Source organism: Luteibacter sp. 9133 (genome assembly GCF_000800155.1).
Lineage (GTDB): Bacteria > Pseudomonadota > Gammaproteobacteria > Xanthomonadales > Rhodanobacteraceae > Luteibacter > Luteibacter mycovicinus.
On the sequence record NZ_JUHO01000001.1, the window covers coordinates 1516499 to 1537454 of the forward strand.

The following is a 20956-nucleotide window of genomic DNA, read 5'->3' on the forward strand; positions in this document are numbered from 1 at the left end:
GCGGCAGCTTTCGCGTCCGTATGCTCGGCGCTCTCCTGCGGGGGCGGGAGCTGATATCGACTGAAGGGTATTCATTCGTGAATGATTTGTCCGCACGCGCTCCAGATGCCATCCACGTCGTGCGCTCGGGGCCACCGGGTGCGTCGCCGATCGTGTTTCTTCACGCACTGGGGCTCGATCTCGGTATCTGGGATGCGCAGTTCGCGGAGTTCGCGGGCGATCGAGATGTCGTAGCGCTCGACCTTCCGGGTCACGGTCTGTCCGGCGCTCCCGACAGCGCGCCGACATTCGAGGCCATCGGGACGCAGGTGGCGGAGACGTTAGCCTCGCTGGATATCGCATCCGCCCATGTCGTCGGCATCTCGTTCGGTGGCATGGTCGCTCAGGCCCTGGCGATCGAGCAGCCATCGATGGTCCGGAGCCTGACACTCGTTGCCACATCCTGCACGTTCCCCGAGACGGTCAGGCAGATGCTGCGTGATCGTGTGCGCGCTACGCGTGACGGCGGCATGGCGATCATGGCAGAGGCGCATCTGGCGCGATGGTTCCCCGAAGCGTTTCGTGCACAACATCCCGAAGTGTCCGACCGGTTCCGGAAGCTGCTGCATAGACAAGACCCGAGCTTTCACGCTTCGCTATGGGATCTCGTTGCGACGCTCGACCTCAAAGACCGGCTGGCGGCACGATTCGCCGAGACGGCTATCCCATTGATGGTGATCGTGGGAGAAGACGACGCGAGTGCACCGGTTGCCGCGGGTCAGCTCATGTGCGATCAGGCATGCGGTGCCGTTCTGCATGTCGTTCCGAAGTGCGGACATTTTCCGCCTGTCGAATATCCCGAGCGCTTCAATGCCTTTTTGCGTGAGTTTCTGCGCGACTAACATGTCGCCGACGCCACGTTAACGGCGGTCGCACGAATGGGAGTGAAGTCCCGTCACAGTACGGGCCATTGCGCCGGTCATGCGGTCCGCTTATCCGAAATAAGGCAGACATTCCTGCCTGCCATGCGCATGCTCTCGTTTCGTTAACGCAAGGAGATGCTTCATGGTGACAACGAATATTCAAACCGCTCGTTCCGCAGGCCGCCGCCGTATGCTGGCTTTGGTCCTTCCACTGGCCACGCTGGCGGCGGGTGTATGTGCAGCGCTTCCGGCTTACGCCGACGTGCCGACAATCGTTCAGAACAACACGGCCGGTGCCTTTGCCGATGATCAGGTCTACGTGACGATCCTGGGCAAGGATCCCGTCACGGGAAATCTCTCCTGGGTATCCGCCGACGGCCAGCTTGTGGCGGCCTCGGTGGGCGACAACGATGCGGACGGCCATCTGAGCAAGAATGGACAGAACTATCCGAATCATGGCTTCACCCTGGCTCAGGCGCAGAACCTGAAGCTGCCAAAAATGTCGTCAGGCCGCATCTACGTGTCGGTCGGTGAGCCGGTCTATCTGAAGATTCTTGTCGCGGCGGATGGCCTGACGGGTTTCGCCGGTCCCAATCCACAGAACCCGACCGACGCGAACAACGACGTCAAACTGGACTGGTACGAGTTCACCTATAACGACAGCGGTCTCTGGATCAACACCACGCAGGTCGACCAGTTCGGTTTTCCGCTTACGCTGAACGTCACCGGTGAAGGTGGATTTCAGAAGCGCGTCGGCATCGAGCAGTCGCGTGCTTCGATTTACGCGGCTTTCAAGGCCGAAGTCCCGCCGGAGTTCGTCTCCGAGGCGGACAGCGACACGCGCATCCTGGCGCCCGGAAAGTCGACATTCGACACGGGGCAGCCCAACGAGCATTACTTCGACAGCTACATCGACCAGGCGTGGGCGGACTACAGCACGCGGCCGCTCGTGATCGATCTGTGGGGCGGCGCGCGTCGCTTCAGCGGGCAAGTGCAGGGAACCACGCTGGTTTTCAACGAGGTCGACCTTGGCAACGGTGCGTATGTCGGTGGTCAATATCTGGTCCAGAAGCCGACGACGCAGGATGTCCTGGAGGCCAAGGGTAGCCTTGCGCAGGGCAACGACGCCGAGAAAGCGCTGGAAACGCAGATCTCCGCCGCGTTCAATCGGCACGTCATTTCCGACGTAAGCAAGTGGAGCGACCCGACTGCATGGTATCAGGCCGCACCGGCCAACTATTACGCCAGGTTCTGGCACGACCATTCCATCGATCGGCTGGCGTACGGGTTCGCTTATGACGACGCGCAGGAGCAGAGCTCGACGGTGAATACCGCTGCGCCGACGCAGATTACGTTGGGCGTGGGCTGGTAAGCAGTTTGCTAACACGCTGATCGCGGCCTGGCTCTGGTAGGAGCCAGCCCTGCTGGCGACAGGGTGCTTGCCGCGACCTGCCATCGCCAACAGGTTTGGCTCCTACCCGAGCCAAGCCATTACCTTAGCTGCTGGCCTGTATACAGGTAGACTGTACATATAACCTGTACGCATGCTACCGTGGGTGCATGGTCAAACCCTCGTCCACTCCCGATACCGCCCCCTCCGTGGCCCTCGCCGGTGACCTGCGCATCACGCTTGGCAAGCTCATCCGCCGGGTACGTGAGCAAACCCAGGCACACGACCTGACGGCCGCCCAGAAATCGGTGCTGCTCCGCCTTGAGCGCGACGGCCCGGCCACGGTGTCCGCTCTGGCCCGGGCCGAAAGCGTGCGCCCGCAGTCCATGCGGGTGACCGTGGGCACGCTGGAAACGATGAAAGCCGTGACGGGCACGCCGGATCCGACCGATGGGCGGCAAACGCTTATCGAGCTGACGGCGGGGTTTCGCAAGAAAGTCACCGAGGTCAGAGCCGCCAAGGAAGACTGGCTGTTTCGCGCGCTTGAGGCGCAGCTGTCGCCACAGGAACGTCGCGAATTGGCGGCCGCCGTGAAACTGTTGCAGCGGCTGGCGGACTTCTGATGGCGCTTACGAAGCTTGATCCGCAGACGGCGCTGATCGTCGTCGACCTGCAGAAGGGCATTGTTGGCGCCGTGCTGGCCCATCCCATCGAGGATGTCATTGAGCGCTCGCGCGCGTTGCTCGCGGCATTCCGCCAGCGAGCCCTGCCTGTGGTGCTGGTGAACGTGGCAGGTGCCGCGCCCGGTCGCACGGAGCGACCACCTCGCATGACATCCCGGCCGCCAGGCTGGACCGATTTCATCCCTGAGCTGGATCAACAACCCGGCGATATCGTCGTGACGAAGCGAACCTGGGGTGCTTTCGCCAGCACTCACCTCGAAAGCACATTACGAGCGCGCGGTGTGACCCAGGTAGTCGTGGCCGGCGTGGCGACGGGGACCGGTGTCGAATCCACGGCGCGGCAGGCCTACGAGCAAGGCTTCAACGTCACCCTGGCGATCGACGCGATGACTGATGCGCGGCCCGAAGCACACGAATACAGCATCAATCACGTTTTCCCACGGCTGGGCGAGACGGGAGCGACGAAGGAAATCATCGATCTACTCGATACGAGGAGTGTCTGACATGCCCTGGCAGCATCTGGTTTCGTTGTTTTTCGGGGGTGCATTTCTGTCCAATGCCGTGCCGCATTTTGTCGGCGGCGTGATGGGTGAGTCGTTCCAGAGTCCGTTCGCCAAGCCGCCGGGCAAGGGGCTGTCTTCTTCGACGGTGAACGTGGTGTGGGGTATTGCCAATCTGGTGATCGGCTACGTGCTGGTCTGCCGTACCGGCGACATCGACATGAAGAAGACGGTAGATGTCGTGGTTCTCGGTCTTGGCGTGCTCGTCATGAGCCTGCACTCGGCCCGGCACTTCGGGCAGTTTCACGGTGGCCGTGTGCCTGAGCGCTCGTGAGTGCCGCGAAAACACGTGTTTTTCGTTCACTGAAAAGCCCTAACTACCGCATGTGGGCGGCGGGTGCGCTGGTGTCGAACATTGGAACGTGGATGCAGCGCACCGCCCAGGACTGGCTGGTTCTCGCGCAACTCACTCACCATGACGCCGCAGCGGTCGGTACCGTCATGGCGCTGCAGTTCGGACCGCAGTTGCTCCTGTTGCCGTGGACGGGTTTCGCCGCCGATCACTACGACCGCCGTACCCTGTTGATGGCGACACAGGCGACGATGGGTCTGCTCGCCCTTGCACTCGGGCTGATGACCGTGCTCGGCGTCGTGCAACTGTGGCACGTGTATCTGTTCGCGTTCGCTTCCGGCTGTGCCTCGGCTTTCGACGCCCCGGTACGCCAGACCTTCGTGGCCGACCTCGTTGGTGATGATGACCTGCCGAACGCCGTGGCGCTGAATTCGACCTCGTTCAATGCGGCGCGCATGATCGGGCCGGCCGTCGCCGGTCTGGTGATCGCTTCAGTGGGCACGGGCTGGGCGTTCCTGCTTAACGGCATCAGCTTCTTCGCGGTGTTGGGGTCGTTGTTTTTCCTACACGTGGACAGCTTGCATGCGAGGACGCGTGCCGTACGCACCAAAGGCAGTCTTACCGATGGGCTGCGTTACGTGTGGGGCAGGCCCGATCTCAAGGCGATTCTGGTCATGCTGTTCCTGATCGGAACGTTCGGTATGAATTTCCCGATCTTTATTTCGACGATGGCCGTCGGGGTGTTCCATACCGACGCGCGGGGCTATGGGCTTCTGTCGTCGATCATGGCTGTCGGCACGCTGGCCGGCGCCTTGCTGGCAGCCGGGCGCGATAAGCCGCGCTTTGCGTCGTTGCTGGTCGGTTCGGCGGTCTTCGGTCTGGGCTGCGCACTGGCCGCAGTGGCGCCGGGCTACTGGTTTTTCGCCGCGGCCCTTGTCGTCATCGGTGTGGCCGCCCTGACTTTCACCAATACGACCAACAGCCTCATGCAACTGACTACCGCCGCCGCGATGCGGGGCAGGGTCATGGCGCTGCGTCTGGGTATCGCGCTGGGCGGGACACCGATCGGGGCACCTATGGTCGGATGGGTGGCCAATCATATGGGGCCGCGCTGGGCGCTGGGCGTGGGGGCGGCTTCGGGGCTGATGGCCGCTGGCGTCGGGATTTATACGATGCTGTCTGACGCGCACCATGAAGCCAGCTTTCGCAGGTCTGGTTAAATATCTCAACTCAATCGGTCAGCGCCTTACTGCATCACACGTCCTCCATACGGCGTGATCCCGGTCGCCTTTTCTCATTTCTACCCACGCATTTCCGGCAGCAGGCCACGTTGTGCGCTGCGTCACACTTGGCCGACATCCGTCGCAGCATGCTGGAGGCGTCCACTTCCCCCTGTGTGGACCGAGAGGCGCCGGCGCACGATGCGCTGGCGCCTTTCACTTTTCCGGGGGTTGATCGTCGGCCTCGCCTGCCTTTGTACGGCATAAATGCTTCGAATATGATCCATATACGTTACGTATGCCCTGCAGAACCTCGGGAGGCCCCATGGGCGGCCGGGAGATGCACGAGGATCCCCAGATCCTCCATTACGGCCGTCGCGGTACCGGCCTGGAGCTACGCGAGGGCATGGTGTTCACGATCGAGCCGATGTTGAATCAGGGCCGCTCCGCCATTCTCTCGCGCGACGGCGAATGGCCCGTGTATACGCGCGATGGCAGTCTTTCCGCCCAGTTCGAACATACGGTAGCGGTCACGCGAAAGGGCGTGCGGGTGCTGACACTTCGCCCGGGTGAAGTACCTCTGTGCCTGTTGGACGAGGCCTAACGCGTAGGGTGCGAGGCATCCATCAGCCGCGCCACGTCCCGGGCCAGACTCGTAAGCAACGAGGAGGTGTCGGTCATGGCCTCCGCCAGCGACATCGGCCGCGAGACCAGCGAGAACGCCGCGGTGAGGCCGTGTCCGTAGAGGTCCCGATAGCCTTCGCCGAGACTGCCGACCAGGGCCACCACAGGCACGTTCCGGCCCTTCGCCAGGCGCGCGACACCGAAGGGCACCTTGCCCCTGACAGTCTGGGCGTCCATACGGCCTTCGCCGGTGATGACGAGGTCAGCGCCATCGATGGCGTCTTCCAGGCCGTTCATCTCCGCAATCAGCGCCACGCCGGGGCGCAGCGTCGCCCGAAGCACGGCGAGCATCGCCCAGCCGGCTCCGCCAGCCGCACCGGCACCGGGCGTTCCGCTCCAGTCCTTGCCGGTTTGCGCTGCGTGTACGGACGCCAGTCGAGCCAAAGCGGCGTCGAGCTGCGGTACCAATGCGGCATGGGCGCCTTTCTGCAACCCGAACACCGCCGACGCCCCTGACGCGCCGCACAGCGGGTTGTCGACGTCGCTCGCTATGATCAGCTCAACGTCACGCAGACGTGGGTCGAGGTCATCGAGGATGAGCCGGTGCAGTGCGCCCAGCGCGAGGCCGCCGGGCGGCAGGGCACTCCCCGTGTCATCGAGAAAGCGCACGCCAAGCGCACGAAGCAAACCGGCGCCACCGTCGTTGGTCGCGCTACCGCCGAGTCCGACGACGATGCGCCTTGCACCGTGATCGAGTGCGGCACGCATGAGTTCGCCGGTGCCGTAGCTGTCGGCCCGCGCCGCATCGCGGCGATCCGGCGGCACACGCATCAAGCCGCTGGCTTCGGCGATCTCGAGGGTCGCCGTCCTCGTGTCGGCGTGCCAGGCCCATGTAGCGTCCACGAGATCCCCCAGCGGCCCGCACACTTTCCGGGAAAGACGTTGCGCACCCGTCGATGCGATCACGGCGTCGACGGTTCCCTCGCCACCATCGGCCATCGGCTTCAGCACGTAGTCGGCATCGGGCCACACATCGGCGAGGCCATCACGAATGGCCCGCGCAACCGATAAGGCGTCGAGGCTTTCCTTGAAGGAGTCCGGCGCGATGACGATCTTCACGCATCGTCCTGCGGCGTCAGCCCGGCGGCGAAACGCGCGGCATTGGCGACGTAGTGGGCCGCGTTCTCTTCGAGACCCTGGCGCTGCTCGTCGCTGAGTTCGCGTACAACCTTTGCCGGGGAGCCCACGACCAGCGAGCCGTCGGGAATCTGCTTGCCCTCGGTCACCAGTGCATTCGCACCGATGATGCAGTGCTTGCCTATGACGGCGCCGTTGAGCACCACGGCGTTGATCCCGATCAGCGTGTGATCGCCCACGGTGCAGCCGTGGAGCATGGCGTGATGACCGATGGTGACGCCCTTGCCGATGGTCAGCGGTGATCCGGGATCGCTATGCAGGACGGCGGCATCCTGTACGTTGCTGCCTTCGCCGATGACGATGGGCTCGTTGTCGCCGCGTACCACCGCGTTGAACCACACGCTGGCGCCCGCGTGCAGGTGAACGTTGCCGACCACCACAGCCTGGGGTGCGATCCAGCTGTCCGGATGTGCGTTTACGCGAGTGTCGCCGAGCTGGTATTTCATGGGGTGTTTCCATCTGGGGCGTGCACGGTACAGCCGGTGGCTTCACGGAATTCATCGAGGGTGACATCGGGCGCGAGCTCGACCAGTCGCAGGCCATCGGCCGTGACATCGAGTACGCCCAGATCGGTGATGATCCGGTCGACGACCGCGACGCCGGTCAAGGGCAGGCTGCACTCGTGGAGAATTTTATGCGCCCCCTTCGCCGTGTGTTCCATCAATACCACGACACGCTCGACGCCCGCGACGAGGTCCATGGCGCCTCCCATCCCTTTGACCATCTTCCCCGGGATCATCCAGTTGGCGAGGTCGCCCCGTTCGGACACCTGCATCGCGCCGAGGATGGCGAGGTTCACGTGACCACCGCGGATCATGCCGAAGCTGAGTGCGCTGTCGAAGAAGCTCGAGCCGGGCAGGGCGGTCACGGTCTGCTTGCCTGCGTTGATGAGATCGGGATCGACGGTGCTCCTCGTGGGGAACGGGCCGATGCCCAGCAGGCCGTTCTCCGACTGAAGCCATACGTCCATGCCCTCGGGAATGTAGTTGGCCACCAGCGTCGGCAAGCCGATGCCCAGATTGACGTAGAAACCGTCGGCCAGTTCGGCGGCGGCGCGGCGCGCCATATCGTCGCGATCCCAAGCCATCAGTTTGCCTCCGTCACGGTGAGCTTCTCGATACGCTTTTCAGGCGTCGCGTTCAGCACCAGGCGCTGGACGAAGATGCCCGGCAGATGAATATCGTCGGGATGCAATTCGCCGTTTTCCACGATGCGCTCCACCTCGGCTACGCATTGCTTGCCGGCCATCGCGCACAACGGGTTGAAGTTGCGCGCGGTGCTGGCGAAGCGCAGGTTGCCCGAACGATCGGCGACGGCGGCTTTCACCAGCGCGACGTCGGCGCGGATCGACTCTTCCATCAGATACGTTTCGCCCGCGAAGTCGCGGGTTTCCTTGCCCTTCGCCACTTCGGTGCCAACGCCGGTACGGGTGAAGAAGGCGGGGATGCCGCAACCACCGGCGCGCAGCTTCTCGGCGAGTGTGCCCTGTGGCGTGAATTCGAGTTCGAGTTCACCGGCAAGATACTGACGCTCGAACTCCTTGTTCTCGCCCACGTAACTGGAAACCATCTTGCATACCTGCCGCGATTCCAGCAGCACACCCAGCCCGAAACCGTCGACACCGGCATTGTTGGAGACGACGGTGAGGTTGGTTGCGCCATGCTCGCGCACGGCGTCGATCAACGCTTCGGGAATGCCGCACAGGCCGAAGCCGCCGACAGCCAGGGTCTGTCCATCGGCCAGCAGGTCGGCCAGGGCCGCCTGGGCGCTGGGGTAGAGCTTGTTCATCGGTTCACCTTGAGAAGATCGGGGGAAGGAGTCGCGCGTTCCTCGCTGCCATGGCGCAGTCGCGTCGCGGCGATAGCGGAAAGCAGGAGCAGTCCGGCGATGACGATCAGTCCGTCATGCGTGCTGCCTGTATGCGCTTCCACAGCGCCCATCAGGGAGGGGCCGAGGAAGCCACCCAGCAAGCCGCAGGTGTTGATAAACGCCAGACCGCCCGCGAGTCCGCGGCCGGTCAGTCGCGACGTGGCGTAGGTGAAGATCAGCGACTGCACGACGAAGAACAGGAAGGCCGCCAGACAGAAGCCGAGCATCGCCACGAGCGGACCGGTCCATGCGGCGATCAGAAGCCCGGCGGCCATCAGCACGAGTCCGCCGCGCAACAGCCACGCACTGCGTGCGGGCGTGTTCGCCAGCCGGGGTATGGTCATCGTACCGATCGCCGAGGCGAGCCAGGGCAGGGCGCTGAGGCAGCCCACCTGAAGATCGCTCAGCTTTCCGTAGCCGGCGATGATGCCGGGCAGGAAGAAGATCACGGTATAGATGGCTATCTGATGGCAGAAGTAGACCAGGATCGCCAGCAGGATCTGTGGGTCGGTGAAGCACCGGGCCAGCCCACTCGCTCCCTTACCGCGCTTCGTTTCAATCGCCACGGACTCATCAGCGATCCGCCGTTCCAGCGCATCGCGCTGTGCAGGCGTCAGCCAGCGCGCCCGGGCAGGGCGGTCAGGCAGGGTGATGAAGACCACGGCGGCAAAGGCTGTCGCCAGCAGGCCCTCCACCGCGAACATCCACTGCCAGCCATGAAGCCCGAGCTTCCCTTCCAGCCCCAGCAAGGCACCGCCCAACGGTCCACCGATGACATTGGCAAGACTCACGCCGACGAGGAAGTAACCCGTGGCCCGGGCGCGCGATGCTTCGCCGAACCAGTAGGTCAGGTAGAGCATCACGCCCGGGAATAATCCGGCCTCCGTGGCGCCGAGCAACAGCCGCAGCACGTAGAACGAGGTCTCGCCCTGGACGAGCGCCATGGCGGCGGAGACCAGTCCCCACGTCGCCATGATCCGCGTGATCCAGAAACGCGCGCCCACGCGGTGCAGGATCAGGTTGCTGGGTATCTCAGCCAGCGCGTAGGTGAGGAAGAACAGACCTGCACCTACTCCGTAGGCCACGGTCGACAGGCCAAGGTCGACCTGAAGATGCGTCTTGGCCAGCGCGATGTTGCTGCGATCCAGGAAACTGATGATGTAAGCCACCACCAGTACCGGCATCAACTTGCGCATGACCAGGCGTTCGGTGTCTTGTGACGGGCTGAGGATGCTCATGGCTGTTCTCCGGGGATCCGGTCAGGCGGCCGCCTGTGGGTTGTGGTGCTGGCTGCCGTATCGCGTAAACAGCTGCAGCAGCACACCGGCGAGCGCGCATCCGGCCATCACGAAGAAGCAGACGATGTACCCGCTGAGGTTCTTCCAGCCGCCGCCCATGGAGATGAGTCCGCCCATCAGTACCGGTGCGATACCGCCACCGATGAACATTGCCGTGGTGATGATGCCGTTGGCCGTCGACGTGGCACGCGGCTCGGCGGAGTCGGAAGCCACCGCGTAGTAGATCGGCCATACCGCGTTGGCCACAAGGCCGAACAGCAACTGCGTCGTGATCAGCATCGCCATGTTCTGGGCGAAGTAGAACGCCGCTACCGACGCGGCCATCCACGCGCCGCAGATCACCAGCGTGATTTTCCGGCCGATGATGTCCGACAGGCTGGGCCAGATCAGCTGACCGAGAATGCCGGTGATGGTGAAGACCACGCTCATGCCCGCGGACTCCGCCAGCGACAGGCCGGAGATGTTGTACAGGTACGCCGGCAGCACCACGTTCACGCCCATGTAGACCACCTGCGTGAGCATCGTGTTGCCCGCGGTGAGCGCGATGTTGCGGTTGGTCAGCGTGGCGACAAAGGTCTTCCAGGTTTCGCCCTTGGCGACCTTCACGCCATCACCCAGATCCGGGGGCGTCATACCCTTCTCGGCGATATCGGCGTACAGCGTGTCGACGCGTGCGGCGGTCGAATAGCGAGCCCAGAAGATCATCAGCGGAATGGCGACGATCAGGGCGAGGAAGAACACATAGCGCCAGTGACCCTCGCCGAAGGTGCTGATGACGAAGCTGGCGATCAGGCCGCTGAGCATCGCCCCGACGGGGTAGCCCGTGTGATGCGCACCCAGCGCGAAGCCACGGCGCTGCACCGGCCACCATTCGGCGGTGTTGCTGACGCCGACCGGTTCACCCCAGCCCGCGCCGAGGTTCACACCGACGCGCAGCGCGACGAACGACCAGAGCTTGCCGGTCAGTGCCTGGAAACCCGAAAGGAACGAGATGAAGGTGTAACCGAGGACCAGCGGCACCTGAAAGCGTGCACGCTTCCAGCCGGCGCCATAGCGGTCGCTCATGATCGAGCCGGGGATATCCAGCAGCGCCAGAGCCAGCATGACCACCGTGACCACGGTGCCCCACTGATCGGGGCTGAGGTTGAATTCCTTGGAGATGGTAGGGCCGAGTCGAAGGATGATTTCCCGGTCATAGGCATTCAGGACCCAGATCAACCAACAGACCAGCAGGGAGACCCACGAGAAGCGATGGATCTTCTTCAACGGTGCTTCGGTTTTTTTGAACATGACACTCCCCCCGGCGCGTCACGGCACCGTTAGTGAGATGGATCGGATCCTGTGGAAATCCCGTGCGCGAGGCTCAGGAGGCGAAGCGGCGCTCCGGCACGCCTCGTATACCCAGACCGGTGATGGCGAACAGCGAACCGCGCTGCTGGCCGTCGCCGGGGAACCTCGGCAAGGGCGGCTTGCCCATCGAGGTGACGTACAGGACGTCCATGTCCGGGCCACCGAACGCCACGCTGGTGACCTTGCGCACCGGCATCTCGATCACGCGGTCCACCTCGCCATCAGGCGTGTAGCGAATCAGCTTGCTGTCGTAGACCAGCGCCTGCCAGACGCAGCCTTCGGCGTCCACCGTGGCACCGTCCGCGGCGCCGCCGCCCGACGTATCGACCCGGGCGAACGTGCGACGGTTGCTTACCTTGCCGCTGGCGTTGTCGTAGTCGTATGCCCAGATCTCGCCTGTCCACGTATCGGCGAAGTAGAAGGTCTTGCCGTCCGGGCTCCAGCACGGACCGTTCGAACAGATGATGTCTTCCTCCAGCACGTGCAGCGAAAGATCGGGGTCGAGACGAAACAGTTTTCCCGAGCCCTTTTCTTCCTGCATGTCCATGGAGCCCACCAGAAAGCGCCCGTGGCGATCGACCTTGCCGTCATTAAGCCGGTTGTTGGTCATGCCCGGCTCGGGATCGACGATGAGTTGCAGGTCGCCGTTGCCCAGATCGAGGTCGTGGATGCCGTTCTCCATGGCGACCAGTGCATGGTCGCCATGTTTGCGCAGCGCCATGGAACCGATCTTCTGGCCGACTTCCCAGCCGCGTAATTCGCTGCCTTCCGCGGTGCAACGCAGGATACGGCCGTCCATGCTGTCCACCCAGTACAGCCGCTGCTGCTCGACGTCCCACTGCGGGCCTTCACCCAGGGTGGTCTTGATGTCGACGAGTACTTCGATCTTCATGACGCTCTCCCGGGATGCTTAGAAATCGACCTGGTTGCGGCCCTTGAGCTGCAGGATCTCGCGCGCTTCGTCAGGTGTCGCCACGCGGTGGCCCAGTGCTTCGATCACGGTGCGGATGCGGCGGACCTGGTGAGCATTGCTCGCGGCGAGCTGGCCGGGGCCGTCCCACAGCGAGTCTTCGAGCCCGACGCGTGCATTGGATCCGATCGCCAGGCCCATCGTCGCCAGCGGAATCTGGTTGCGCCCGGCGCCGAGGATCGACCAGACATAGTCCTTGCCGAGCAGACGATCTGCCGTACGGCGCATATGCATCAGGTCCTCCGGATCGCCACCGATACCGCCGCGCAGACCGAACACCGACTGCAGGAACACAGGAGTCTTGAGCAAACCACGCTGCACGAAGTGCTGCGCCGCGTAGATGTGGCCGATGTCGTAGCACTCGACCTCGAAGCGCGTGCCGTTCTTCGTGCAGCTTTCGAGAATGTAGGTGATGTCACGAAACGTGTTGCGGAAGATGCGGTCGTCGCTCTCTTCGAGGTACGGGCGTTCCCAGTCGTATTTGAAATCCTGGAAGCGTTGCAGCATTTCGTACAGACCGAAGTTCATCGAGCCCATGTTGAGCGATGCCAGTTCGGGCTTCAGCAACAGGGTGGGCTGCAGGCGCTCTTCCACGCCCATGTTGGGCGCGCCACCGGTGGTGATATTGATCACCACGTCGCTCTGCTTCTTGATCTGCGGGAGGAACTGGCGGAACAGGTTCACGTCCTGGCTGGGCTGGCCGTTTTCCGGATTGCGCGCGTGCAGGTGGACGATGGCGGCACCTGCTTCTGCCGCGCCGAGCGCCGCATCACGGATTTCATCGGGCGTGATCGGCAGATGGGGCGACATCGATGGCGTGTGGATCGCACCGGTGACGGCGCAGGTGATGATGACGGGCTTGGCCTTGGTCATGGGGAGACTCCGGAACGAAAAGGGAGGAAGGGGGCTCAGAGGTATTCGACGTTGCCGTCGACGCTGATGGCCTGGCCGGTCACGTTGCGCGCGGCGGGCGAGCAGAGGAACAGCGCCATGGCGGCTACGTCCTCCGCAGTGACCATGCGGCCCAGCGAGATCTTCTTCAGGTATTCCTTTTCCATTTCCGGATACGGCAGGCCCAGCTGGGTGGCGCGATCGCGGATCACGCCTTCCATGCGGGGCCCTTCGACGATGCCCGGCAGCAGGGCATTCACGCGGATATCGTCAGGGCCGAGTTCAGACGCCAGCGATTTCATGAGACCGATCACGGCCCACTTGGTCGCCGCATAGGGTGTGCGCCACGCATATCCGAGACGCCCGGCCACCGACGACATGCACAGCAGCTGCGCCCGGTCGGACTGCTTGAGCAGCGGCACGGCGTGGTGGGCAAAGCGGTACTGCGCATTGAGGTTGATATCGACGGTGGCCTTCCAAGCGTCAGGCGAGATAGCGTCGATGCCGCCGGTGGGTCCTGCGATACCCGCGTTGTTGATCAGGACGTCGAGACCGCCGAAGCGCTCTTCCTGCACACGGAAGACATTCGTTACCTGGTTGGCATCGGAGACATCGGCCAGCGTGGCGAGCGCACCGGGACGCGCCGCGTTGAAGGCGTCGACGGCCTTGGCGCTGACGTCGCACACGTGCACGGTGGCGCCCGCTTCGATATAGGCATCCGCCAACACCGCACCGATGCCGGACGCGCCGCCCGAGATCAGCACACGCAAGCCAGGCTGGGGCACCATCCGATCGAGAATCGTCATGCTTCGGTTCCTTTCTTCTTTTGTGTGGGGGCGCGGCCGCTGCTGTCGGCCAGCAAATGCGTGAGGGAGTCGGCGGCCTGCATGATGTCGTCGGCGACGGCGGCCCTCGCGGCGGGGCCATCACGATCCACCAGTGCCTCGACGATGCGGCGATGCGCCTCCATCGAGCGGCGCAGATGCGCTTTGTCCGGCGCGACGAGCCCGAAGCACGGGCCCATGTGCAGCCAGAACGTCTCGACGGCGGCGATCACCAGTTCGGTGCGCGCGACGGCGTAGATGCGACGGTGGAAGGCGAAGTTGGCCCAGAGGTAATCCGGAACGTTCACGCTCGTGACGGCGGCCTGCATCTGCTTGTAGATCGCGCGGATCTCGGCGAGATCGTTCTTGTCGATGAGAGCCGCGGCTTTCTCCGCCAACAAGCCTTCGAGGGCGACGCGGGCATCGCGGATTTCACGAAGGCGGGCGACGGTCATGACCGGAACGCGGATGCGCGCGGTCTGCGTCACTTCAAACGCGCGCTCCGCGTGCAACCGATGCAACGCTTCGCGTACCGGCATCGGGCTGGACCCCAGCGCCTCGGCCAGACCTCGGATCGTCAGCGGCTGGCCGGGCTCGAACCGACCGCTCATCAGGGCGTCCCGCAACTGCCGATACACCTGGTCCACGAGGGTGGAGCGGGTGACTTCGGTCAGCGAGGGGAGGGCTTTGGCATCGACGCTCATCGTAGGACCTTCGTTGCGACGTTTGATATGTGATCACAAAAATGGAGGCGTCGAAAAGCTGCAGCGCAACATGCGCGTTCTCGGTACCACGGAGGTTTGGCGCTACGTAACCCGGCGAAGGGTCGAGCAGTCTTGCCTGGATCGATTCGGTAACGTTGGCGGGTGGTCCCGGCGATGGAGCCAGCGCATCACCACGGAAGGCGGCGGGCTGCGCTTCTGCTCAGAGACGGCTCAGGGCCGCTGCACCTTGGCAGCGCGCTCACTTAAGGACGGGTTGCTGAGGCACGGAGGGAGATCTCCTGTCGGGATTGATGTCGTTCGCCTACATCCAGGTGAGGGTCGATACAGCGATCATTTCCCGGGCACAACACCAACCTTTCGGTACGTGCGCCACCAGCCAACCTTCTTCCCAGGGTCTCACATGAAAATGATTATTCTTGCTGGAGCATTCGCTCTGGCACTGAGCTTCGATGCGTGCGCGTCGAGTTATCAACCACAGAACGAAGCAGCCTCTTCTGAAGAGGTCCTCGACGCGATAAGTGCTCCTATTCGGACCCGGGCGCAATTGGACGCTTATCTGGCCGTCACGCCAAATTCCCCCATTCATCGGCTTGGAGAGGCGAAGATGAAGACATTTCTCGCATCGCTGATGTTCTCTCCGCGAGGACTGGGTTCGTATTCGAGCGTAGAGCTTGAGGGTATGCATTCTTCGGAGGTCTACAGCATCCTGGCGCTCTTTGGATTGCAGACGACGACACGAGCCGTTCGGACGCGTCGTGCAACAACCGAGGATGACAATCGAGTCGAGCGTCGTTTGAGGCGGTCACTTCCACCTACCCGTGGGGGCGCAGCGTGCCTCGTACACAAGGGCGGTAGCAGCCATGTTTGTGAGCGGCTCGAAGGTGCGGTCTGCTCGTATCTTTGTCGGACTCACTAGGTGAAAAACCGTCCTGATTCGCGAACATGTCGGAGCGGCGCCCTTTGGGTTCTTTCGTTTCTGGCGTTTTACGCGTCGCCCGTACTCAGCGGCGTGCGTCATTCGGGCGATGTGCTGTGGTCCGAGGTTTCATCGATCCGTCTCTCGGCGATTACTCCCAAAGCGAAGTCGTTGGCACTGAAGCGGCTCTATAAAAGGTCGCTGGCGGAGTGGATTGCCAGCCTGGAAGTACAGCAGGAAGCGGATCTTCGCATGCTCTTCCGCATGCTGAAGACCTCGAGTTTCTTCGCGCAAGCGGGAGACTACGATGCGAGAAGTTTGTATCTGCATGGCATGCGCGACGTACTGAAAGAGCTTCGGCGGCGAAACATTGCAGCCGAAAGTGAAGTCCAGGCGTACTACGAAGCTCTGATTACGGCCAGGGATTTTGTCGCATCGGCCCAGCTGAGACAGGCATACCCCGAGGATGATTTCTACGACTATCGCCATTTTGAAGTCACTACGGCGCCAGGGCCGGGCCATCCGATGGGATATGTCGAGCATGACGGCGGCCTGAGTCTGGTTGAGCCGACCACACCGGCAAAGGGCACGTACGTGGTCGTCGTCATTGGGTGTCACTTCGCCGAGGATGCGGCCTCGAAAGTGCTACGCGATGCCGAGCTGGCCGGGATGTTCAACAAATCCAACGTTACCTGGCTGATCAGTGGCGCGGAACTGGACCGCGAGGTTCTGACCGAGTGGAATCGACGGTTTCCGATGTTCCCGGCGATGATCGCTTTTGATAACGCGGCCTGGAAGGGCGTCGACTTCACTGCCTCGCCTACGTTCAATGTCTTCCGTGACGGGAAGGTCGTGGAATCGATCTCAGGGCTTGATTCTGCTGAGAATGTTGAACGTCTTCGGCGAATACTGGCCTCACATGACGAAGAGGCGGAAAAATAAAAAAAGAGCCCCGGATCGCTCCGGGGCTTTGGGAAAAAGGAACAACTGTTGAAACTCAGAGGGACGGGCTACCCGCCTCGATGGTCGCCTCATTGATCGCGCGGACTTTGGCTTCGTCGACCTTTTCGATTTTCCGGTCGTACGTATACAAGCCGTTGTGCTCGCCTTCGACATCCGTAATCTGCGTGTAGACCGAACCGGAGACTCCGATACCGGGGCCCTTGTCACGAAGCACAGCAGTGTTTGCCACATAGCCGGCGTTCAATGCGGCGTTGTCCTTCACCTCGCCGTACGGATTGATCGGTGTGTTCGGCCACACGTGACCCGGTACGCCGAGCGTCAAGCCGCCGTGCTCGCCATCGATGGATGCACGGGTCGCATCTGGCGCCGGCAGGCCGGGACCCTGATAATCATGGATGTCGTACACGTCACCGGCATGCGGGTCGCCCTTGGTATCGCAGCAGTTCGCGCCGCTGCGTGCATTGACCAGGCGCGAAGGATCGAGTTGCTTGATCTGCGTGGCCAGTTCACCGGCGGCGGGGATGCTCCACTGACCCCAGCCTTCGTTGAACGGGATCCAGCCGATGATCGAGGTCTCACCCTTCAGCTGTTCGACGATGGCGGTGACATCGGTCTTGAAGCCGGCCTTGGCGGCATCGCTGAGCTTCTCGTTGTGGCCGTTGGGCAGGGCGGGCATGTCCTGCCACACCATCAGGCCGATGTGATCGGCCCAGTAGTACCAGCGCGCCGGCTCGACCTTGATGTGCTTGCGGATGGTGTTAAAGCCGAGGTCCTTCGTCTTCTGGATGTCGAACCTCAGTGCCGCGTCGGTCGGAGCGGTATGGATGCCGTCGGGCCAGTAGCCCTGGTCGAGCGTGGCGAGCAGGAAGGTCGGTTTACCGTTCAAGACGATCCGGTTGAGCCCGCCGACCTTTGCGAGGCCGATGGTGCGCAGGCCCGCGTAGCTGGTGACATCGTCGTGCTGGTCGCCCTTGGCGAGCGTCGCCTTGAACGTGTACAGGAACGGGTCTTTCGGGCTCCATAGGCGCGGATGGGCGATCCCCAGATGAAGCGGAGCATTGGCGGGTCCGGTCGCTTCGCCGACGGGCTTGCCGTCTGCGTAGGCCGTGACATGCAGGGTGGCATCGGTCGTGTCACCCTGAAGCTTCGGGGTCACCGTAAAGGCATCCAGGCTGGGCGCCGGGGTGAAGGTCAGCTGTGCGAGGCTGGTCGCACCGACGGGTTCGATCCACACGGACTGCCAGATGCCCGAGGCCGGGGTATAGAAAATGCCTTCGGGCTTGAGGCGCTGCTTGCCGACCATTACGTCTTCGCCGTCGACGGGCGCGTGTACCGTGACGACGATTTCCTGAGGGCCTTTGGCCTTCAGCGCCGAGGTGATGTCCGCAGCGAACGAGGTATAGCCGCCCGTGTGCTTCGCGACCTGCGTGCCGTTGACATAGACGACGGCGTCCTGCGCGACCGCTCCGAAGTTCAGCATGACGTGTTGACCATGGGCGGTGAAGTCGGCGGGGACATCGACCGTGCGGCGGTATGTCATGAAGTCGGCATGTTTCTGCACGCCCGAGAGCACGGACTCGACCGGGTAGGGCACGAGCACCTTGTCCTTCAGTGCCTGGCCGAAGGTCGGCTTCGTCTCGGTGTCGCTCGCCGCGTACTGCCAAAGCCCGTTGAGACTCAGCCACTGCGGGTGTTCCAGCGAGGGGCGCGCGAGCTGCGGGCGCGGGTATTCCGGCAGCGCGTTGGTGGGCGACACCTTGCCCGTCCAGGGCGTGGCCAGCGGAGCGGCTTTACCGCTCCAGGTCGAGGCCTTGTCCGTGGATGCCGCCATGGCGACCGGAGCGAAGGCGGCAGCCATCCCAATGGCGAGGCAGGCGTGCCGCAGGTGGGTCGTACGCATCATTGAGGATCCTTTTTTGCGGCCGACATGGAGGGCGGCGCGTCGTTCGGGTCGGTGCCCCAGGTCTTGCTGGGTGCGGGACCCATCGTGAGCACCAGTGTGGCGCCCTCGGCGATATCGGAATGACTGAACCATGGTTTGGTCCACGGCTTCCCGTTGAGCATGGCGGACTGAATGTACGGATTACGGTCCGAGTTGTTCCGGGCAACGATCTCAAAAACCTTGCCGTTGCCAAGACGCAGACGGACACGGTCGAAGATCGGGCTACCGATGATGTAATCGGGCGTCGCCGGGTCGACGGGATAGAAACCCATCGCACTCAGGGCGTACCACGACGACGTCGATCCCTGATCGTCCATCCCCGGGTAGCCGTAGCCCGAGGCGTCGCTGCCGTACAGGTCGGCGAGAATGCGACGTACCAGCGCCTGCGTCTTCCACGGCTGACCACTCCACGCATACAGATACGGCGCCTGCTGGTCCGGCTGATTACCCTGCACGTATTGCCCGATCACTCCGGTGCAGTCACGGCAGATGCCTTTGGGCTGGTAAGGCGTGGAGAAGAACGTATCCAGCTTGGCGTTGAACGCGTCTCGGCCGCCCAGCAGGTTCATCAGTCCCTGCACGTCATGCGGCACGAGCCACAGCGTCGACCAGCCCGAACCTTCCTTCATCATGAAGTTGTAGTAAGGCTCGGCGGGATCGAACGGCGAGATCCATTTGCCGTCGTCGGTGCGCCCGCGGAAGAAACCTGTCGACGGATCGAACACGTTTCGATAGTTCACGGAACGGCGCTCAAAGAGGTCGGCATCGTCTTTCTTACCCAGGCGTCGTGCCACGTCGGCCAGCGCATGGTCGTCCCACGCATATTCCAGCGTGGTGGCCACGCCGGCCTTCCCGCCGGCGTAGGGCGGACTCGGGTTGCCGGCAGGGACGATGTCGGAGATCCAGCCGTTCTTGTCGTATTCCGCGAGATAACCGCGCGGGCCCCTGGGGTCCGTGGCGTTCTTGCGTAACGCGTCGTAGGCGGCTGCATAATCGAACGGAATGCCGCGCTGCATGGCACCGTCGTACAGGAACACGGCATGGTCGCCGTGGAACGAGGTGTTCATGTAACCGCGTTCGTGCGCGCGATCCAGCTCCGAGCGCATGATGTCCTGGACGACGCCAGGCTCGAGCAGCATCAGCAGCGTGATCTGGTTCCGGCCGGTGTCCCAGAAGGGCACCGGTCCGTAATGATCGTATGCCGCCACCTGATCCTTGCCCGCGGCGTCCGTGTAGTGCTCACCCTTGCGGGCGATCATGCGCGGGCTGGCGAACGAGTGGTAGAGCGTCGAATAGAACAGTGTGCGCTGCTTCGGGGTGCCGCCACTCACTTCCACGCGATCGAACAGCTTTGCCCAGGCCGCGCGTGCGCTGGCGTGTACGCGGTCGAAGTCCGTATCGCTGTCCTGCGCATGCAGTCGCTGATCCGCTTCTTCGGCGCTGTGTCCGTGAGCGATGCGTACGACCACCTGATCGCCCGCCTTCGTGTCGAAGGTGACATAGCCACCCGCGTAGCTACCCGACACGTTGCGTCGTCCGGCCTGTACGTCTTCGCCACCCAGGCCTTCGCCCTTATCGCTCAGGTTCGCGTGAAACGTGCCGAAGCTGGCGAAAGGCCGGGAGAACTCCGCGACAAAATAGGGACCATCCGCGTCGTGGTCGCGACGTCCCGCGGTGGCGACACCGCGAATCGTGTGGTCGTTGACCACTTCCACGTCGCCGCCGTCCCGGCGCAGGTTGATCACCACGTTCGAACGACGGCTTTCCGGGAATGTGAAACGCATGAGGCTGGTCCACCGCGACGCCGTCAGCTCCACCTTCGTGTGGAATGTGGCGAGATCGACGGCGTAGTAGCCGGGCGACGCTTTCTCGGTGGCCTTGTCGTAGTACGAGGTGGCGTAGTCGGGCGGTACGGTCCAGTCGCCGACGACCGGCATGACCATGGGTGCGCCACGTGCGCCATAGGTCGATCCGCCGCCGGTGAAACCCACCATGGCGGGACGTCGGTAGTCATAGGCGACGGGCACGCCCGTGGGGAAGCTGAGGTCGGCGTTGATGTTGACCGGCGCCGCTTCGGTCGCGCTTTGCGGCAGGCTGGCGCCGGGCGTGGTCATGCCGGTGTAGAGCGGCTCACCCGGGGGCGGGGCATTCCCGATCAGTTCCTTCCGATCCAGCGAAGCGGTGCCGACCAGCGGGTTCGCCAGATCGAGCGACGATCCGGGCGGCGTGGCGGCTGTCTTCTCTCTGGCTTGCCCGTCGCCGATGGCGCCGAACAGAAGCAGCGACAGCGCGACGGCGAGAGCACGGCCGGGAAGGCGTGCCTTATGCGAATTCATGGTG

Annotated in this window: 20 protein-coding genes; 8 read left to right on the top strand and 12 right to left on the bottom strand. The window is 63.2% G+C overall.

The features are described from left to right. Positions 1-77: 77 nt before the first annotated feature. The 7 genes from FA87_RS06565 to FA87_RS06595 all read left to right on the top strand — a co-directional run bounded on the left by FA87_RS06565 (position 78) and on the right by FA87_RS06595 (position 5651). Complete coding sequence (locus FA87_RS06565) at positions 78-881, top strand: alpha/beta fold hydrolase (RefSeq protein ID WP_197062380.1); 804 nt, start codon at positions 78-80, stop codon at positions 879-881. A gap of 211 nt (positions 882-1092) precedes the next feature. Next, positions 1093-2274 carry a glycoside hydrolase family 64 protein gene (locus FA87_RS06570; protein ID WP_052191188.1) on the top strand — a complete coding sequence of 394 codons (1182 nt, stop codon included), beginning with the start codon at positions 1093-1095 and terminating at the stop codon, positions 2272-2274. Positions 2275-2462: 188 nt separating this feature from the next. Continuing rightward, entirely contained in the window at positions 2463-2915 is a 453-nt protein-coding gene (locus tag FA87_RS06575) for a MarR family transcriptional regulator (protein WP_043693224.1), read from the top strand. Next, on the top strand, positions 2915-3478 hold the full coding sequence (locus FA87_RS06580; RefSeq protein WP_043693227.1) for an isochorismatase family protein: 564 nt from the start codon (positions 2915-2917) through the stop codon (positions 3476-3478). Before FA87_RS06575 ends, FA87_RS06580 begins: the two co-directional genes overlap by 1 nt. 1 nt (position 3479) lies before the next feature. Further along, complete coding sequence (locus FA87_RS06585) at positions 3480-3809, top strand: hypothetical protein (RefSeq protein WP_036114301.1); 330 nt, start codon at positions 3480-3482, stop codon at positions 3807-3809. After that, on the top strand, positions 3806-5047 hold the full coding sequence (locus FA87_RS06590) for an MFS transporter (protein ID WP_239709000.1): 1242 nt from the start codon (positions 3806-3808) through the stop codon (positions 5045-5047). Before FA87_RS06585 ends, FA87_RS06590 begins: the two co-directional genes overlap by 4 nt. 298 nt (positions 5048-5345) lie before the next feature. Next, positions 5346-5651, top strand: a complete 306-nt coding sequence (locus FA87_RS06595) for a M24 family metallopeptidase (RefSeq protein ID WP_275041266.1) — start codon at positions 5346-5348, stop codon at positions 5649-5651. On the opposite strand, the gene FA87_RS06600 is transcribed toward FA87_RS06595, so the two are convergent. The 10 genes from FA87_RS06600 to FA87_RS06645 all read right to left on the bottom strand — a co-directional run bounded on the left by FA87_RS06600 (position 5648) and on the right by FA87_RS06645 (position 14774). After that, positions 5648-6790, bottom strand: a complete 1143-nt coding sequence (locus tag FA87_RS06600) for a glycerate kinase (protein ID WP_043693230.1) — start codon at positions 6788-6790, stop codon at positions 5648-5650. The two genes, FA87_RS06595 and FA87_RS06600, sit on opposite strands and share 4 nt — an antisense overlap. Beyond that, on the bottom strand, positions 6787-7314 hold the full coding sequence (locus FA87_RS06605; protein WP_043693232.1) for a gamma carbonic anhydrase family protein: 528 nt from the start codon (positions 7312-7314) through the stop codon (positions 6787-6789). Before FA87_RS06605 ends, FA87_RS06600 begins: the two co-directional genes overlap by 4 nt. Next, positions 7311-7955 (bottom strand): CoA transferase subunit B, encoded by a 645-nt coding sequence (locus FA87_RS06610; RefSeq protein ID WP_043693235.1) that lies wholly within the window; start codon positions 7953-7955, stop codon positions 7311-7313. The genes FA87_RS06605 and FA87_RS06610 overlap by 4 nt, the downstream gene beginning before the upstream one ends. Then, a complete protein-coding gene (locus tag FA87_RS06615; protein WP_043693237.1) occupies positions 7955-8656 on the bottom strand; it encodes a CoA transferase subunit A in 702 nt (233 codons plus the stop codon). Before FA87_RS06615 ends, FA87_RS06610 begins: the two co-directional genes overlap by 1 nt. Continuing rightward, the gene (locus FA87_RS06620) at positions 8653-9975 is read right to left on the bottom strand and encodes an MFS transporter (RefSeq protein WP_052191190.1); all 1323 of its coding nucleotides are present in this window, start codon (positions 9973-9975) and stop codon (positions 8653-8655) included. The genes FA87_RS06615 and FA87_RS06620 overlap by 4 nt, the downstream gene beginning before the upstream one ends. 21 nt (positions 9976-9996) lie before the next feature. Continuing rightward, positions 9997-11325: an MFS transporter gene (locus FA87_RS06625; protein WP_043693239.1), complete on the bottom strand. Its 1329-nt coding sequence runs from the start codon at positions 11323-11325 to the stop codon at positions 9997-9999. A gap of 73 nt (positions 11326-11398) precedes the next feature. Beyond that, complete coding sequence (locus FA87_RS06630) at positions 11399-12277, bottom strand: SMP-30/gluconolactonase/LRE family protein (protein ID WP_043693242.1); 879 nt, start codon at positions 12275-12277, stop codon at positions 11399-11401. A gap of 18 nt (positions 12278-12295) precedes the next feature. After that, positions 12296-13228: a 3-keto-5-aminohexanoate cleavage protein gene (locus FA87_RS06635; RefSeq protein ID WP_043693246.1), complete on the bottom strand. Its 933-nt coding sequence runs from the start codon at positions 13226-13228 to the stop codon at positions 12296-12298. Positions 13229-13263: 35 nt separating this feature from the next. Next, positions 13264-14052, bottom strand: coding sequence for an SDR family oxidoreductase (locus FA87_RS06640; protein WP_043693249.1), 789 nt, complete (start codon positions 14050-14052; stop codon positions 13264-13266). Beyond that, on the bottom strand, positions 14049-14774 hold the full coding sequence (locus FA87_RS06645) for a GntR family transcriptional regulator (protein ID WP_043693252.1): 726 nt from the start codon (positions 14772-14774) through the stop codon (positions 14049-14051). The genes FA87_RS06640 and FA87_RS06645 overlap by 4 nt, the downstream gene beginning before the upstream one ends. 937 nt (positions 14775-15711) lie before the next feature. Between FA87_RS06645 and FA87_RS06650 the strand changes: the two genes are divergently transcribed. Next, positions 15712-16653 (top strand): hypothetical protein, encoded by a 942-nt coding sequence (locus tag FA87_RS06650; protein WP_156128509.1) that lies wholly within the window; start codon positions 15712-15714, stop codon positions 16651-16653. A 55-nt stretch (positions 16654-16708) separates the two neighbouring features. Here FA87_RS06650 and FA87_RS06655 read toward each other — a convergent pair whose 3' ends face one another. Together FA87_RS06655 and FA87_RS06660 are read right to left on the bottom strand one after the other, a co-directional pair. Next, a complete protein-coding gene (locus tag FA87_RS06655) occupies positions 16709-18574 on the bottom strand; it encodes a sugar-binding domain-containing protein (protein ID WP_197062381.1) in 1866 nt (621 codons plus the stop codon). Further along, positions 18574-20952, bottom strand: coding sequence for a GH92 family glycosyl hydrolase (locus FA87_RS06660; protein ID WP_052191192.1), 2379 nt, complete (start codon positions 20950-20952; stop codon positions 18574-18576). The genes FA87_RS06655 and FA87_RS06660 overlap by 1 nt, the downstream gene beginning before the upstream one ends. Positions 20953-20956 lie beyond the last annotated feature (4 nt).

Coding starts and splice junctions, on each gene's coding strand:
- FA87_RS06570 (WP_052191188.1), top strand. CDS start 1,093: ATGCTGGCTTTGGTCCTTCCACTGGCCACGCTGGCGGCGGGTGTATGT.
- FA87_RS06575 (WP_043693224.1), top strand. CDS start 2,463: ATGGTCAAACCCTCGTCCACTCCCGATACCGCCCCCTCCGTGGCCCTC.
- FA87_RS06580 (WP_043693227.1), top strand. CDS start 2,915: ATGGCGCTTACGAAGCTTGATCCGCAGACGGCGCTGATCGTCGTCGAC.
- FA87_RS06585 (WP_036114301.1), top strand. CDS start 3,480: ATGCCCTGGCAGCATCTGGTTTCGTTGTTTTTCGGGGGTGCATTTCTG.
- FA87_RS06595 (WP_275041266.1), top strand. CDS start 5,346: ATGCCCTGCAGAACCTCGGGAGGCCCCATGGGCGGCCGGGAGATGCAC.
- FA87_RS06605 (WP_043693232.1), bottom strand. CDS start 7,314: ATGAAATACCAGCTCGGCGACACTCGCGTAAACGCACATCCGGACAGC.
- FA87_RS06610 (WP_043693235.1), bottom strand. CDS start 7,955: ATGGCTTGGGATCGCGACGATATGGCGCGCCGCGCCGCCGCCGAACTG.
- FA87_RS06615 (WP_043693237.1), bottom strand. CDS start 8,656: ATGAACAAGCTCTACCCCAGCGCCCAGGCGGCCCTGGCCGACCTGCTG.
- FA87_RS06620 (WP_052191190.1), bottom strand. CDS start 9,975: ATGAGCATCCTCAGCCCGTCACAAGACACCGAACGCCTGGTCATGCGC.
- FA87_RS06625 (WP_043693239.1), bottom strand. CDS start 11,325: ATGTTCAAAAAAACCGAAGCACCGTTGAAGAAGATCCATCGCTTCTCG.
- FA87_RS06630 (WP_043693242.1), bottom strand. CDS start 12,277: ATGAAGATCGAAGTACTCGTCGACATCAAGACCACCCTGGGTGAAGGC.
- FA87_RS06635 (WP_043693246.1), bottom strand. CDS start 13,228: ATGACCAAGGCCAAGCCCGTCATCATCACCTGCGCCGTCACCGGTGCG.
- FA87_RS06640 (WP_043693249.1), bottom strand. CDS start 14,052: ATGACGATTCTCGATCGGATGGTGCCCCAGCCTGGCTTGCGTGTGCTG.
- FA87_RS06645 (WP_043693252.1), bottom strand. CDS start 14,774: ATGAGCGTCGATGCCAAAGCCCTCCCCTCGCTGACCGAAGTCACCCGC.
- FA87_RS06655 (WP_197062381.1), bottom strand. CDS start 18,574: ATGCGTACGACCCACCTGCGGCACGCCTGCCTCGCCATTGGGATGGCT.
- FA87_RS06660 (WP_052191192.1), bottom strand. CDS start 20,952: ATGAATTCGCATAAGGCACGCCTTCCCGGCCGTGCTCTCGCCGTCGCG.